This window comes from Rhizobium sp. WSM1274 (assembly GCF_025200775.1).
Classification (GTDB): Bacteria; Pseudomonadota; Alphaproteobacteria; order Rhizobiales; family Rhizobiaceae; genus Rhizobium; species Rhizobium leguminosarum_I.
In genome coordinates, this window is sequence record NZ_CP104141.1 from 108,933 (window position 1) to 123,799 (window position 14,867).

The following is a 14,867-nucleotide window of genomic DNA, read 5'->3' on the forward strand; positions in this document are numbered from 1 at the left end:
TTATGACAGATTTATGACAATCGGCCGCACGAGGAAGGTTCGCAGGCATGATGAGCATTTTTCGCAAGCTGATGCCACGGGAAGACAGATTCTTTGAAATGTTTTCCAAACACTCGAAGACCGTCGTTGCCGCGGCCCATGCCCTCGATCAACTCCTGAAGGGCAATGACGTTGAGAAAAACTGCGAACGAATCGTCGCATTGGAAAACGAGGCGGACGACGTCACGCGTGACGTTCTTCTTGCCGTTCGACGAAGCTTCATCACGCCCTTCGACCGCGGTGACATCAAGGACCTCGTTCAGTCGATGGATGATGCGATCGACATGATGCACAAGACAGTCAAGACGATCCGCTTGTTCGAGCAAACGAGCTTCGATCCGCTCATACAGGAGATGGGCGGTGAAATCGTCAAAGCGGCAAACCTTGTTGCGGAAGCGATACCCCTCCTCGACAGATTGGGAGCCAATGCGCAGCGTCTGGCGGCCATCGCGGAGGAGGTCACCCGAGTGGAGGGACGTTCCGATGAACTCCACGACCAGGGTTTGAAGGATCTGTTTATGCGCCATGGCGCCGGCGGCAATGCGATGGCCTACTTGATCGGAAGCGAAATCTACGGAGAGCTGGAGAAAGTCGTCGACCGCTTCGAGGATGTCGCCAACGAAATCAGCGGCATTCTCATCGAGAACGTCTAATGGATGCCTCCCTCGCTCTGCCGCTGCTGGTCGGCCTGGTCGTCGTCGCCCTGTTCTTCGATTTTCTCAATGGTCTGCATGACGCGGCCAATTCGATCGCCACGATCGTCTCGACCCGTGTCCTGCGGCCACAATATGCGGTCGTCTGGGCGGCGTTCTTCAATTTCATCGCATTCCTGTTCTTCGGCCTGCATGTGGCCGAAACACTGGGGACCGGCATCATCGATCCCGCGATCGTTTCGCCCCAAGTGATCTTCGCCGCACTCATGGGCGCGATCATCTGGAATATTCTGACCTGGATCTTCGGAATTCCATCGAGCTCGTCGCATGCGCTTGTCGGTGGGCTGGTGGGGGCCGGTCTGGCAAAGGTCGGCTTCAGCTCGATCGTCTGGAACGGACTTCTAAAGACCGTCGGTGCCATTTTCCTGTCGCCAGCCATCGGCTTTCTGCTTGCCCTGGTGCTGGTGCTCGCCGTCTCCTGGCTATTCGTCCGGCAAACGCCGTTTGCCGTGGATCGGACATTTCGCACCATGCAGTTCGTATCCGCTTCGCTTTATTCGCTTGGCCACGGCGGCAACGATGCGCAGAAGACGATGGGCATCATCGCGGTGCTCTTGTTCAGCCAGGGATATCTCGGCCCGACATTCTACGTGCCGTTCTGGGTGGTCATTTCCTGCCAATCGGCAATGGCTCTCGGAACGCTCTTCGGCGGATGGCGGATCGTTCATACCATGGGGTCGAAGATCACCCGGCTCAATCCCATGCAAGGTTTCTGCGCAGAGACCGGCGGAGCGTTGACGCTCTTCGGAGCGACCTGGCTCGGTATTCCGGTTTCGACAACGCATACCATCACCGGAGCAATCGTTGGAGTGGGCGCGGCTCGTCGGGTCTCAGCCGTGCGCTGGGGATTGGCCGGCAACATCGTGATAGCCTGGATCGTCACGATGCCGGCGGCTGCAGCAATATCTGCAGCGTTCTACGGCCTCGTCTCTTTGCTGCAATGAATGAGATGACGGCGAGGCAATCGCCACGCATTGACCTTCCCTTCTTGAGCTTTCCGGCTGGCATTCCCGACAGAATAAGGCGCGTAGAATCCACTCTGCGGTCTGCGTGGTCGCTACTGCCATATTGCGTGCACTGCACAAATAGAACGCTCTCATGGCCGCGATTACTTGGCAGTCGCACAAAACAGAAGCAGAAAATAACAAAGCCTAAGAAATAGGCATTCGTCAATTCTTCGCATTTCTCCTTTTGCTTCATGCCGTTACCATTTCCTCTGGAATTGGCACACTGCTTGCAGGTCCTAAGACGCATCGGTCAATGGCGACCGGCGCGGATAGGCGCGGCATAAGCGCCTACAATAGACACCGACGTCGCAAGGTTTTTGCTCCGGGATTCTCCCATCCCCTGGACGCAATTTCCGGCGGCGTTTTTTTTGTGTCCAAATTCAGCCAGCAGAGGGAACCTGCGCATGACAAAGAATTTGCAGACTGGGATTTTTACAACCGGCATGACCCGCCGCAGCATGCTCAAGACGACCGCAGCGGCCGCCCTCATCGGCGCTGTCAAGACGGCCTTTCCGTCCGGCGCCTTCGCAGCCGGAGCAGGCCCTGAAGTGACAGGTGTCAAGCTCGGCTTTATCGCGCTCACGGATTCCGCGCCGCTGATCATCGCCAAGGAAAAGGGCTTTTTCGACAAGCATGGCCTTCCGGAAACAGATGTGGCCAAACAGGCCTCCTGGGGTGCGACCCGCGACAATCTCGTGCTGGGCGGCGCGGCAAACGGCATCGACGGTGCGCATATCCTGTCGCCGCTCCCCTATCTCATGCATACCGGCAAGGTGACGCAGAACAATAAACCGGTGCCGATGGCGATCCTCGCCCGGCTCAACCTCGACAGCCAGGGTATTTCCGTCGCCAAGGAATATGCCGAAACCGGCGTGCAGCTCGATTCCTCCAAGCTGAAAGCCGCATTCGAGAAAAAGAAGGCGGAGGGCAAGGAGATCAAGGCCGCCATGACCTTCCCGGGCGGCACCCACGACCTCTGGATCCGTTACTGGCTCGCCGCCGGCGGCATTGATCCGAATAAGGACGTTTCGACGATCGTCGTGCCGCCGCCGCAGATGGTTGCCAACATGAAGGTCGGCAACATGGACGTCTTCTGTGTGGGCGAACCATGGAACGAGCAGCTCGTCAACCAGGGCATCGGCTTTACCGCAGCCACTACCGGCGAGCTCTGGAAGGGTCATCCTGAAAAGGCGCTCGGACTGCGCGCCGACTGGATCGAAAAGAATCCCAATGCTGCCAAGGCCCTGCTGATGGCCGTCATGGAGGCTCAGCAGTGGTGCGAAAGCATGGATAACAAGGCCGAGATGGCTGAGATTCTCGGCAAGCGCCAATGGTTCAACGTTCCGACGAAGGACGTACTCGGCCGCCTCAAGGGCGACATCAATTATGGCAATGGCCGCGATGTCAAAGCCACCGACCTCTATATGAAGTTCTGGAAAGACGGCGCCTCCTACCCGTTCAAGAGCCACGATACCTGGTTCATGACGGAAAACATCCGCTGGGGAAATCTGCCGGCGAGCACCGACATCAAGGCGCTGGTCAACCAGGTGAACCGCGAAGATATCTGGCGCGAGGCCGCCAAGGATCTCGGCGTCGCGGCGGCCGATATTCCCGCATCGTCTTCTCGCGGCAAGGAGACTTTCTTCGACGGCAAGGTCTTCGATCCGGAAAATCCCTCCACCTATCTCGACAGCCTTTCGATCAAGGCTGTCTCGTGATCCGCTCCGGCGCGCTCCGGCGCGCCGGCCTTTCATGCACGTGAGGAGCGCGTTGATGTCCGCCCTGGCCAATAAAGAAAACCCCTCCACGGCCGCCTCTGCCAAGCTGGCGGCAAAGGTTCTGCCATTTTCCGGCAAGCATGGATCGCGGATCGATTTTCGTCGAGCGGCACTGACCGCACTTCGCAACGTCGTTCCGCCACTCGTCGTGCTGGCGCTCATCCTGCTCGTCTGGCAGGTGCTCTGTTCGTCGGCGGACGCGTCTTTGCCCTCGCCGCACCGGGTCTGGCAGGATAGCTATGACCTGATCGCCTATCCGTTTTTCAACTACGGCTCCCAGGATATCGGGCTCGGCTGGCGTGTGCTCATTTCGCTGCAGCGCGTTCTCTATGGCTTTGGGCTTGCAGCAGTCACTGGTGTCATCATCGGTGCGATCATCGGCCAGTCGGTCTGGGCGATGCGTGGCCTCGATCCGATCTTCCAGGTGCTGCGCACGGTTCCGCCGCTCGCCTGGCTGCCGCTGTCGCTCGCAGCCTTCCAGGATTCCAACCCCTCGGCGATCTTCGTGATCTTCATCACGTCGATCTGGCCGGTGATCATCAACACCGCCGTCGGCGTCCGCAATATCCCGCAGGATTACCGCAATGTCGCCGAGGTGCTGCGCCTCAACCAGTTCGAGTTTTTCTGGAAGATCATGCTGCCTTCGGCAGCGCCTTACATCTTCACCGGCCTCAGGATCGGCGTCGGCCTCTCCTGGCTCGCCATCGTCGCGGCCGAAATGCTGACCGGTGGCGTCGGCATCGGCTTTTTCATCTGGGACGCATGGAACTCGTCGCGCCTTCCGGACATCATCGTCGCGCTCGCCTACATCGGCATCGTCGGCTTCGCCCTGGACAAGCTGGTGGCAGCACTCGGCAAACTGATCACCCGCGGCGCCATGGCCAACTGAGGAACGCACCTATGAACGCCTATCTGAAGCTTGATCATATTGACAAACATTTCGATCGGGGCGGCGTGCGCGCCGAGGTCCTGAAGGACATCAACCTGACGATTTCCGCGGGCGAATTCGTCTCGATCATCGGCCATTCGGGCTGCGGCAAGTCCACCCTGCTCAACCTCATCGCCGGCCTGACCCCGGTTTCGGCAGGCGCCGTGCTGCTTGAAAACCGTGAGGTCAACGGACCCGGTCCGGAGCGTGCCGTCGTCTTCCAGAACCACTCGCTGCTGCCCTGGCTGACCGTCTACGAGAACGTCAATCTCGCCGTCTCCAAACTCTTCAGCCGAACGAAGACCAAGGCCGAGCGGCATGCGTGGGTGATGGCCAACCTCGACCTCGTGCAGATGGCGCATGCGAGGGATAAGCGGCCTTCGGAAATTTCAGGCGGCATGAAACAGCGCGTCGGCATCGCCCGCGCGCTTGCAATGGAGCCGAAGATCCTGCTGCTCGACGAACCCTTCGGCGCGCTCGATGCGCTGACCCGCGCCCATCTGCAGGACGCGGTGATGGAAATCCACGCCCGGCTTGGCAACACGATGGTGATGATCACCCATGATGTCGATGAGGCGGTGCTGCTGTCCGATCGCATCGTGATGATGACCAACGGCCCGGCGGCCCGCATCGGCGAAGTGCTCGATGTGACCATGCCCCGTCCCCGCCATCGCATCGAACTCGCCTCCGACCGGACATATCTCAAATGCCGTGAAGCCGTGCTGAAGTTCCTCTACGAACGCCACCGTTTCATCGAAGCGGCGGAGTAGAGACCGGGACATTACTTCGGCGTTTGCCGGCTGTGGTTTTCGCGCCCTCTTTACTCCCCGGGCGTTGCAAATACCGCGCTGGCATCGCTGACAATTTCCACATGGGAATATGCCGCCTGCCCAGCGGCGGCGGCGTCCGCGCGCATGATCGCGGTGACGATCCGGCCGTGCTCCTCATAGGATTTTGCCAGACGCCCGGGCAGGCGGAACTGCGCCCGCCGAAAAGGTGCTAGCCGCGCCCGTGTCTGCATCACCATCTCGAAGACATGGTCATTATGCGCGCCACGATAAAGCCGGGTGTGGAATTCGGTGTTGTGAGCCGAATATTCTTCTTCGGCGCCGGCATGCACGAGCCTCATCGATCCGCGATGCTCCAACTCCAGCGCACGCCGCTCGTCGACCGTCATACGCTCGGCCGAGAGCCTGGCGCAGATCGCTTCGAGTTCCGCCATCGCTTCGAACATCGAATGCAGATAGGCTTCGGTGACATTGGTCACGACCGCACTGCGGTTCGGCTCGCGCGCGACCAATCCCATGGCGCCCAGTTCACGCAGAGCCTCGCGCACCGGCGTGCGCGAAACGTCGAAACGAACCGCGAGCGATACCTCGTCCAACTTCGCGCCCGGCAGCATTTCACCTGTGACGATCATGTCGGCAATCGCCCGCACCATCTGTTCGACGGTGGTTCCGGTACGGATCACTTCTCTGCGCCTAGGCTGCTTCACGATACGAATCTGCTCACATCAACACTCTGCATACAGATGACGTTCGAGACTGGATAAGTCAAATCGGGCGGCGAAGATATTGTTAAATGTTCACTTTCTGATGCAGGAGATACCTCGGGTAACTCGACGTTGTGCCAACTACGCAGTCACAATGAACAAGAAATATCTATTGATTACTTTTTACGCAAGAATTCGATCAATCTGTATGCACTTTGCAACGTGCAAATCTTGCGGTAACGGATAAACTATAAAAAACAATAGATTAGTTTCTGGCACATACATTGCATGCACTTTTCTGTACCCGTTCACAACCGGCCCAGCGCCGCAAGGAGCATTTCCGATGACCAAACTCCTTTCCATGAACCGCCGCAATTTCCTCCAGGCTTCCGCTGCCGGTGCGCTTGCGGGCGCCATGCCGGGCCTGATCGCCTCCTCCGCCGCAGCCCAAACCGCGCTGACCGTCGGCTTCATCTATGTCGGCCCCAAGGACGACTACGGCTACAACCAGGCGCATGCCGAAGGTGCGGCCGTCATCAAGGCGATGCCTGGTGTAACGCTGGTCGAAGAAGAGAACGTGCCGGAGACCGTCGACGTCCAGAAGACGATGGAATCCATGATCAACCTGGATGGCGCGACCCTGCTCTTTCCGACCTCCTTCGGCTACTTCGACCCGCACATGCTGGCCGTGGCCGGCAAACATCCCGACATCCAGTTCCGCCACTGCGGCGGCCTCTGGCAGGAAGGCAAGAACCCGGCCAACACGGGCTCCTATTTCGGCTATATCTTCCAGGGCCAGTATCTGAACGGCATTGCCGCCGGCCATGCGACGAAGAGCAAGAAGATCGGCTTCGTCGCCGCCAAGCCGATCCCGCAGGTTCTGCAGAATATCAACGCCTTCCTGCTTGGCGCGCGCACAGTCGATCCTGGCATCACCTGCCAGGTGATCTTCACCGGCGAATGGTCGCTCGCCGTCAAGGAAGCTGAAGCCACCAATGCGCTGGTCGACCAAGGCGCCGACGTCATCACCTGCCACGTCGACAGCCCCAAAGTGGTCGTCGAGACGGCTGCCGGCCGCGGCGCCTTCGTCTGCGGCTATCACGCCAACCAGAGCCCGCTTGCGCCCGAAAAATACCTCACCGGCGCCGAATGGGCCTGGGGCAACGTCTACGGCGACTTCGTCAAGAAGGCGCAGGCCGGCGAAAAGCTCGGCAATTTCGTGCGTGGTGGCCTGAAGGATGGCTTCGTGAAGATGAGCGCGCTCGGCCCCGGTGTGTCCGCTGAGGGCCGCAAGGCCTTCGAAGCCACGCAGGCCGATATGATGAAGGGCGGCTTTTCGGTCTTCAAGGGACCGTTGAAGGACAACAAGGGCGACACCGTCGTGGCTGCCGGCAAGAGCTACGCCGAAGACGCGATCGAGCTCGAAAGCATGAATTATCTGGTCGAGGGCGTTATCGGGTCCACAGCGTAAACCGCGAAGGGAGAAGCGCCATGACCATCGAGGCCAATGATCCCGCAATAGTCATCGTAGAAAGGCCGGCTTCCCTGCGCCCCGTCCTCGAATGGATCGCGCGGCGGGCCGAGCCTGTTGTCATCGGCCTCACGGCCATTCTGATCGGTCTTGCGCTCTTCTCCCTCTTCATCCTGGCGGTCGGCAAGTCGCCGGCAACTCTCTTCCAACTGATGTACACCGGCGGCTTCGGCAGCTGGTTTTCGGTGCAGAACAGCTTAAGTCGTGCCGCACCCCTTCTCCTGACGGCACTCTGCGTCGCCCTGCCCGCCCGTCTCGGCCTCGTCATCATCGGTGGGGAAGGAGCGGTCGTGCTGGGCGGCGTTGCTGCCGCGGCCATAGCTCTGCCGCTCGCCGGCACTGCGCCTGTCTTCCTCACCCTCATTCTGATGGCGATCGCCGCCATGGTGGTCGGCGGCATCTGGATCGGCCTTGCCGGTTTCCTGCGCCACTATCGCGGCGTCAACGAAACCATCTCGTCGCTGCTGCTCTCCTATATAGCCATTGCCCTGATGAACCAGTTCGTCGAAGGGCTGCTGCGCGATCCGGCAAGCCTCAACAAGCCGTCGACCAGGCCACTGCCGGCGGAATACATGCTCGGCAATATTCCCGGCATGGACGTACATTGGGGCCTGGTCATCGGCATCCTCGCCTGCGTGGTCTCCTGGATCGTGATAGAGGCCACGAGCTACGGTTTTGCTGCCCGCATCGCCGGCGGCAACGTGCGCGCGGCCCAGATCCAGGGACTGCCGGTCGGTAAGCTGATCGCCGGATTTACCGCGCTTGCCGGCAGTTTTGCCGGTCTGGCGGGCATGATCGAAGTGGCGGCGGTGCAGGGAAGTGCCAATGCCTCGCTTGCCGCCGGCTACGGTTATACCGGCATCCTCGTCGCCTTCCTCGCCAGGCACAATCCGCTGGCGATCATTCCGGTGGCCATCCTGCTCGGCGGCATCGACGCCTCGGGCGGCCTCATCCAGCGGCGCATGGGCCTGCCGGACGCGACGGTTCTGGTGCTGCAGGGCACGCTCTTCATCGTCATTCTGTTCTGCGAGACCTTCTACGGCCGCTTCAAGATCTTCAATCCCGACCTCTGGAAAAGGAGCCTCTGATGGAAGAGACAGGCATCGGCATCTGGGGCGTGCCGCTGGCAATCTTCGCGGGCGCCATCCGCGTTTCCACCCCCTTCATCTTCGTCAGCCTCGGCGAGACCATCACCGAACGTTCCGGTCGCATCAATCTCGGCCTGGAGGGCACGCTCGTCTTCGGCGCCATGACGGCCTATGCGGTGGCTGTCATGACCGGCTCGCCGACCCTCGGCGTGCTGGCCGCAATGGTGGCAGGCGCGATCTTCGGCGTCATCCATGGCTGGATCTGCAAGTTCCCGAAGGTCAACGACATCGCCATCGGCATCGCCATGATGCAGTTCGGTCTCGGCATGGCGTTCTTCCTCGGCAAATCCTTCATCCAGCCGGTGGCGCCGAAGCTGCCCTCGATCGCGCTCGGCGGCTGGTCGAGCACGCCGCAGATCCAGGCGGCGCTGAATATCAACGTGCTGTTCTTCATCGGCGCAGCCCTTGCCCTCTTCCTGTTCTGGGCCTTCAAGAATACGAGGATCGGTCTGATCCTACGCGTTGTCGGCGACAGCACCGACGCGGCCCGGGCCATGGGCATTCACCCGGACCGGGTTCGCCTGCTGGCGACGGCCGCCGGCGGTTCGCTGGCGGCAATCGGCGGCGCCTATCTCTCGCTCTACTATCCGGGCTCATGGAACGAAGGCATTTCGTCGGGCCAGGGCCTGATGGCCGTGGCCCTCGTCATCTTCGCCCGCTGGAACCCGATCGGCTGCTTCCTGGCTGCCCTGCTTTTCGGCGGTGCCGGCGCGCTCGGCCCGGCGCTGCAATCGGTCGGCGTCACACAAGGCTACTACCTTTTTTATGCCGCACCTTACGTGCTCACCCTCGTCATCCTGATCGCCACCTCCTCGCCCACCCGCTCGCTCGCCGGTGCGCCGGGCGCGCTGTCGCTCACGAAATAACGGAGCTTGGCGATGAACGGACTTGGCGGCCTCAACAAATCCGAACACGGCGTCGGCATCGGCCTCGTTCAGCTCCAGCTGCCGGTGACCGTCACCAAAGCGGACTTGGCAAAACAGACGCAGGTGATCGTCGATCTGGTGGCCAAGGCGCGGCGCAATCAGCCGGGCATGGACCTCGTCGTCTTTCCCGAATACGCGCTGCACGGCCTTTCCATGGACATCAATCCGGAGATCATGTGCACGCTCGACGGGCCGGAGGTCGCGGCTTTCAAGCGGGCTTGCAGCGACAACCGGATCTGGGGCTGCTTCTCGATCATGGAGCTCAATCCCGGCGGCATGCCCTACAATTCCGGCATCGTCATCGACGACCAGGGCGAGCTGAAGCTCTATTACCGCAAGATGCATCCCTGGATCCCCGTCGAGCCTTGGGAGCCCGGCGATCTTGGCATCCCTGTCATCGAGGGCCCGCGGGGCGCCAAGCTCGCGCTGATCATCTGCCATGACGGCATGTTCCCGGAGATGGCGCGCGAATGCGCCTATAAGGGCGCGGAGATCATGATCCGCACCGCCGGCTACGCCGCGCCGATCCGCGACGCCTGGCGCTTCACCAACCAGGCCAACGCCTTCTGCAACCTGATGGTTACCGCCAATGTCTGCATGTGCGGCTCGGACGGCACGTTCGATTCGATGGGCGAAGGCATGATCTGCAATTTCGACGGTACGATCATCGCTCACGGCACCTCCGGCCGCGTCAACGAGATCATCACCGCCGAGGTGCGTCCTGACCTGGTGCGCGAGGCCAGACTCGGCTGGGGCGTGGAGAACAATATCTACCAGTTCGGCCATCGCGGCTATGTCGCCGTTGCCGGCGGCGCAAAGGATGCGCCCTACACCTACATGCACGACCTTGTCGCCGGCAAATACCGCCTGCCATGGGAAGACGAGGTAAAGGTCAAGGACGGCACGTCCTGCGGATTTGACAAGCCGATGCGCCGCTACGGCGAACACCTCAAACCTGCCGCGGAATAGGAGAGAGAATGATGGACGCGATGGTCAAAACCAAACGGCATTTTATCGACGCCGATCCGTATCCGTGGCCCTATAACGGCGCTCTGAGGCCGGACAATACCGCCCTCATCATCATCGACATGCAGACCGATTTTTGCGGCAAGGGTGGCTATGTCGACCATATGGGCTACGACCTGTCGCTGGTGCAGGCGCCGATCGAACCGATCAAGCGCGTGCTGTCCGCCATGCGGGCCAAGGGCTACCACATCATCCACACCCGCGAGGGCCACCGCCCCGATCTCGCCGATCTGCCGGCCAACAAACGCTGGCGCTCGCAGCGGATCGGCGCCGGCATCGGCGATCCCGGCCCCTGCGGCCGCATCCTGACGCGCGGCGAACCCGGCTGGGACATCATCCCCGAGCTCTATCCGATCGAAGGCGAGACGATCATCGACAAGCCCGGCAAGGGTTCGTTCTGCGCCACCGACCTCGAACTCATCCTCAACCAGAAGCGCATCGAAAACATTATCCTCACAGGCATCACCACCGATGTCTGCGTCTCGACGACGATGCGCGAGGCGAACGACCGCGGCTACGAATGCCTGCTGCTGGAGGACTGCTGTGGTGCGACCGACTACGGAAACCACCTCGCCGCCATCAAGATGGTGAAGATGCAGGGCGGCGTCTTCGGCTCCGTCTCCAATTCCGCGGCTCTAGTCGAGGCGCTACCCTGATGCCGTCATTGCGTGCCCATGTCTTTCGCGTGCCAGCCGACGGCCCCGATGACGTTGCCGGCGTCGAGGCGCTCTTTGCCAGCGGCCTTCAGGCGAACAACATCGTCGCCGTTCTCGGCAAGACGGAAGGCAACGGCTGCGTCAATGATTTTACCCGCGGTTATGCCACCCGCAGCTTCGAGGCATTGTTCAGTAGATATGGCGTCGACGGCGTCTCGATCATCATGTCCGGCGGCACCGAGGGTGCGCTCTCGCCGCATTGGACGGTTTTTGCGCGTGAAACCGTAGAAACCCCGGGCGAACGGGCGCTGGCCATTGGTGTGTCGCGTACCCCCGCGCTGCCCCCCGAACATCTCGGGCGCCGGGAACAGATCCTGCTCGTTGCCGAAGGCGTGAAGTTCGCGATGAAGGATGCCGGCATCGATGATGCTACCGATGTCCATTTCGTGCAGATCAAGTGCCCGCTGCTCACCTCGCGCCGGATTGCCGAAGCAGAGGCCGCTGGCAGGACGGTCGCAACCCACGACACGCTGAAATCCATGGGCCTCTCGCGCGGCGCTTCGGCTCTCGGCGTCGCCGTGGCACTCGGTGAAATCGATGCGGCGTCGATCGGCGATGCCGACATCTGCACACGTTTCGATCTCTTTTCCCGCTGCGCCTCAACCTCGTCCGGGGTCGAACTCACCGATCACGAAGTCATCGTCCTCGGCATGAGCGCAAAATGGTCCGGTCCGCTGTCGATCGACCACGCGGTCATGCGGGATGCGATCGACGCGCATTCCGTCAGGCAAGCCCGCGAACGCCTGCCGGAAAACAGCCGGCTGGCAGCGGTTCTCGCCAAGGCCGAGCCGGACCCGTCCGGCAGGATCGGCGGCAGGCGCCACACGATGCTCGATGACTCGGATATTGCAGGCACCCGCCATGCCCGTGCCTTCGTCGGCGGCGTTCTCGCCGGCATCTTCGGCATTACCGATCTCTATGTGTCCGGCGGCGCCGAACACCAGGGTCCGTCCGGCGGCGGTCCCGTCGCCATCATCGTCGAAAAGGAGCAATGAAGTGAGCACAGTCCGCGACACGCCCCTTCCGCAAGCCGGCAAGGCCGTCGGCATCGAGACGCTCGATATGACCATGCGTTTCGGCAGCTTCACCGCGCTCGACAACGTCTCGATCGCCGTTCCGGCTGGGTCTTTTCACGCGCTTCTCGGCGAAAACGGCGCCGGCAAGTCGACGCTCGTCAAATGCATCATGGGCTTCTATCACGCAACGTCAGGCTCGTTGTCGGTCGACGGCCGCGAGGTGGCGGTCGCCTCACCCAAGGATGCCGCAGCCTATGGGCTCGGCATGGTCTACCAGCATTTCACACTGGTTCCCTCGCTGACAGGTGCGGAAAACCTGGTCATCAGCCGTACCGAAGTACCCGCGGTAATCAACTGGGCCAGGGAACGCAAGGATCTGGCGGGGTTCATGGAACGCATGCCGTTCAAGATCCCGCTCGACAGGCCGGTGAGCGAGCTTGCCGCCGGCGAAAAGCAGAAGCTCGAAATCGTCAAGCAGCTCTATCTCGGCCGCTCCTTCCTCGTGCTCGACGAGCCGACCTCGGTGCTGACGCCAGCCGAAGCCGATGAGATGCTCGGCATCGTCCGCGGGATGACCGAGCGCGGCGAGCTCACAGTGCTGATGATCTCCCACAAGTTCCACGAGGTGACGAAGTTCGCCGATGCCGTCTCGATCCTGCGGCGCGGCAAGCTGGTCGGCACCGGCAAGGTCGGCGAGCTCTCCACCGCCGAGATGGCGGCGATGATGATCGGCGACGTCAAGCTCGCCGAGCTCGACAGCCGTCTGCCGGTGGCGGAAGCGGCCAAATCCGTGCTCACTGTAAGCCAGGTGAAAGCTCCGGATCGCTCCGGCTTGAAGACGATCGAGATCGACGCGCTTACGGTCCGCTCCGGCGAGATCGTCGGCGTCGCCGGCATATCGGGTAACGGCCAGAAGGAACTGGCGGAAATTCTGGCCGGCCAGCGCCTGACCGATAGCGGCCAGGTCATGGTCAATGGCGAGACTTACGGCGCCACCCGTGACGAGACCCGCAAGAACAGGGTGCGTTTCATCCCGGAAGAGCCGTTGCAGAATGCCTGTGCGCCGAAGATGACCGTGAGCGAGAACCTTGCGTTCCGCACCTTCGACTTGAAGCCGGACGGCACGGACGCGGTCTGGCTGAACAAGGGCAGCATGAAGAAGCGTGCCTCGGCGCTGATCTCCGACTTCAAGGTCAAAACGGCTTCTTCCTCCTCGCCGATCGCAGCGCTTTCGGGCGGCAACGTGCAGCGAGCAGTGCTCGCCCGCGAACTGACCGGCGATGTCGATCTGCTGATCGTCTCGAACCCCTGTTTCGGCCTCGATTTCTCCGCCGTTGCCGAAATCCGCGCCCGCATCATGAAGGCCCGCAATTTGGGTGCCGCCGTGCTGCTGCTCTCGGAAGACCTCGACGAACTGCTCGAGATGTCCGACCGCATCATGGTCATTTCGGAAGGCAAGCTGGTTTACGAGACACCGGCGCTCTCGGCCGATATCGGCGTGATCGGTGCCCACATGGCGGGGCATCACTGATGGCTGAGATCAAAGCCGAACCTTTCGCCTTTCCGGTGAAGCACGCCGAGCTCGCCCTCATCGTCATCGACATGCAGCGCGATTTCGCCGAGCCCGGCGGCTTCGGTGCAAGCCTCGGCAATGATGTCAGCCGCATCACCAGGATCGTGCCCGATGTCAAACGCCTCATCCAGGGCTTCCGCAATGCCGGCCTGCCTGTGATCCATACGATGGAGTGCCACCGGCCTGATCTCTCCGACCTGCCGCCGGCGAAACGCGATCGCGGCAATCCGTCGCTCAGGATCGGCGACGAAGGCCCGATGGGCCGCATCCTGATCTCGGGCGAACCCGGCACGGCAATTCTTCCGGAACTCGCTCCTGTGAAGGGCGAAACCGTCATCGAAAAACCCGGCAAGGGCGCCTTCTACGCGACCGACCTCGGCACCGTGTTGCAGCGGAAGGGTATCAAACAGCTCGTCTTTGCCGGTGTCACTACCGAAGTCTGCGTGCAGACGACGATGCGCGAAGCAAACGACCGCGGCTATGAATGCCTGCTCGCCGAGGAGGCGACGGAAAGTTATTTCCCCGAATTCAAAGCCGCCGCCATCGCCATGATCCGCGCCCAGGGCGCGATCGTCGGGTGGACCGCCCATGTCGACGACATTCTGGAAAGCATCGCCCATGCCTGAAACGACCCGCGAACGCCTGACGTCAGGCGGCTGGAAGGAGTTGGAATTCGGCCCTTTCCGCGATGCCGTCACCATTCACTGGATCCGCCCCTTCGAGGGCGATCAGCCGGGCGTGGCGCTGTTGAAATATGAGCCCGGCGCCTCCGTTCCCCGCCATCGCCACGAGGGGCTCGAGACCATTCTGGTGCTCGATGGCGTTCAATCCGACGAGACGGGCGATTACACTAGCGGCAGTTATATCGTCAATGCGCCGGGCAGCGAACACTCGGTCTGGAGCGATACCGGCTGTGTCGTGCTCATCCAATGGGACCGGCCCGTCAAAATATTCGAAGACGAAATTTCCTGAAC

15 protein-coding genes are annotated in these 14,867 nt (G+C 61.4%); 14 read left to right on the forward strand and 1 reads right to left on the reverse strand.

Annotated elements, in window-relative coordinates:
• Positions 1-47 precede the first annotated feature (47 nt).
• The 5 genes from N2600_RS32310 to N2600_RS32330 all read left to right on the forward strand — a co-directional run bounded on the left by N2600_RS32310 (position 48) and on the right by N2600_RS32330 (position 5,235).
• Positions 48-692 (forward strand): DUF47 domain-containing protein, encoded by a 645-nt coding sequence (locus N2600_RS32310; RefSeq protein WP_260299802.1) that lies wholly within the window; start codon positions 48-50, stop codon positions 690-692.
• Positions 692-1,696 (forward strand): inorganic phosphate transporter, encoded by a 1,005-nt coding sequence (locus tag N2600_RS32315; protein ID WP_162117552.1) that lies wholly within the window; start codon positions 692-694, stop codon positions 1,694-1,696. Before N2600_RS32310 ends, N2600_RS32315 begins: the two co-directional genes overlap by 1 nt.
• Before the next feature lie 467 nt (positions 1,697-2,163).
• The gene (locus N2600_RS32320) at positions 2,164-3,477 is read left to right on the forward strand and encodes a CmpA/NrtA family ABC transporter substrate-binding protein (RefSeq protein ID WP_260299803.1); all 1,314 of its coding nucleotides are present in this window, start codon (positions 2,164-2,166) and stop codon (positions 3,475-3,477) included.
• A 55-nt stretch (positions 3,478-3,532) separates the two neighbouring features.
• Positions 3,533-4,426, forward strand: coding sequence for a nitrate ABC transporter permease (ntrB, locus tag N2600_RS32325; protein WP_170255245.1), 894 nt, complete (start codon positions 3,533-3,535; stop codon positions 4,424-4,426).
• Between the two features lie 11 nt (positions 4,427-4,437).
• Positions 4,438-5,235, forward strand: a complete 798-nt coding sequence (locus tag N2600_RS32330) for an ABC transporter ATP-binding protein (RefSeq protein WP_017968631.1) — start codon at positions 4,438-4,440, stop codon at positions 5,233-5,235.
• A gap of 50 nt (positions 5,236-5,285) precedes the next feature.
• On the opposite strand, the gene N2600_RS32335 is transcribed toward N2600_RS32330, so the two are convergent.
• Positions 5,286-5,960 (reverse strand): GntR family transcriptional regulator, encoded by a 675-nt coding sequence (locus tag N2600_RS32335; RefSeq protein ID WP_170255247.1) that lies wholly within the window; start codon positions 5,958-5,960, stop codon positions 5,286-5,288.
• 340 nt (positions 5,961-6,300) lie between these two features.
• On the opposite strand from N2600_RS32335, the gene N2600_RS32340 reads away from it, so the two are divergent.
• Genes N2600_RS32340 through N2600_RS32380 form a run of 9 tightly spaced genes read left to right on the forward strand, consistent with a single transcriptional unit; the run spans position 6,301 to position 14,865 of the window.
• A complete protein-coding gene (locus N2600_RS32340; protein WP_260299804.1) occupies positions 6,301-7,428 on the forward strand; it encodes a BMP family ABC transporter substrate-binding protein in 1,128 nt (375 codons plus the stop codon).
• Positions 7,429-7,448: 20 nt separating this feature from the next.
• Positions 7,449-8,576, forward strand: a complete 1,128-nt coding sequence (locus tag N2600_RS32345; RefSeq protein WP_260299805.1) for an ABC transporter permease — start codon at positions 7,449-7,451, stop codon at positions 8,574-8,576.
• Positions 8,576-9,502: an ABC transporter permease gene (locus tag N2600_RS32350; RefSeq protein ID WP_170255250.1), complete on the forward strand. Its 927-nt coding sequence runs from the start codon at positions 8,576-8,578 to the stop codon at positions 9,500-9,502. The genes N2600_RS32345 and N2600_RS32350 overlap by 1 nt, the downstream gene beginning before the upstream one ends.
• A 12-nt stretch (positions 9,503-9,514) precedes the next feature.
• Positions 9,515-10,531 (forward strand): formamidase, encoded by a 1,017-nt coding sequence (locus N2600_RS32355; RefSeq protein ID WP_260299806.1) that lies wholly within the window; start codon positions 9,515-9,517, stop codon positions 10,529-10,531.
• Between the two features lie 11 nt (positions 10,532-10,542).
• Positions 10,543-11,244 (forward strand): biuret amidohydrolase, encoded by a 702-nt coding sequence (gene biuH / locus N2600_RS32360; RefSeq protein ID WP_260299807.1) that lies wholly within the window; start codon positions 10,543-10,545, stop codon positions 11,242-11,244.
• The gene (atzD, locus tag N2600_RS32365) at positions 11,244-12,299 is read left to right on the forward strand and encodes a cyanuric acid amidohydrolase (protein WP_260299808.1); all 1,056 of its coding nucleotides are present in this window, start codon (positions 11,244-11,246) and stop codon (positions 12,297-12,299) included. The genes biuH and atzD overlap by 1 nt, the downstream gene beginning before the upstream one ends.
• A gap of 1 nt (position 12,300) precedes the next feature.
• The gene (locus N2600_RS32370) at positions 12,301-13,851 is read left to right on the forward strand and encodes an ABC transporter ATP-binding protein (RefSeq protein ID WP_170281822.1); all 1,551 of its coding nucleotides are present in this window, start codon (positions 12,301-12,303) and stop codon (positions 13,849-13,851) included.
• The gene (locus N2600_RS32375) at positions 13,851-14,519 is read left to right on the forward strand and encodes a cysteine hydrolase family protein (protein WP_170255253.1); all 669 of its coding nucleotides are present in this window, start codon (positions 13,851-13,853) and stop codon (positions 14,517-14,519) included. The genes N2600_RS32370 and N2600_RS32375 overlap by 1 nt, the downstream gene beginning before the upstream one ends.
• Positions 14,512-14,865, forward strand: a complete 354-nt coding sequence (locus N2600_RS32380) for a cupin domain-containing protein (protein ID WP_170255254.1) — start codon at positions 14,512-14,514, stop codon at positions 14,863-14,865. Before N2600_RS32375 ends, N2600_RS32380 begins: the two co-directional genes overlap by 8 nt.
• The last annotated feature ends 2 nt before the right edge of the window (positions 14,866-14,867 follow it).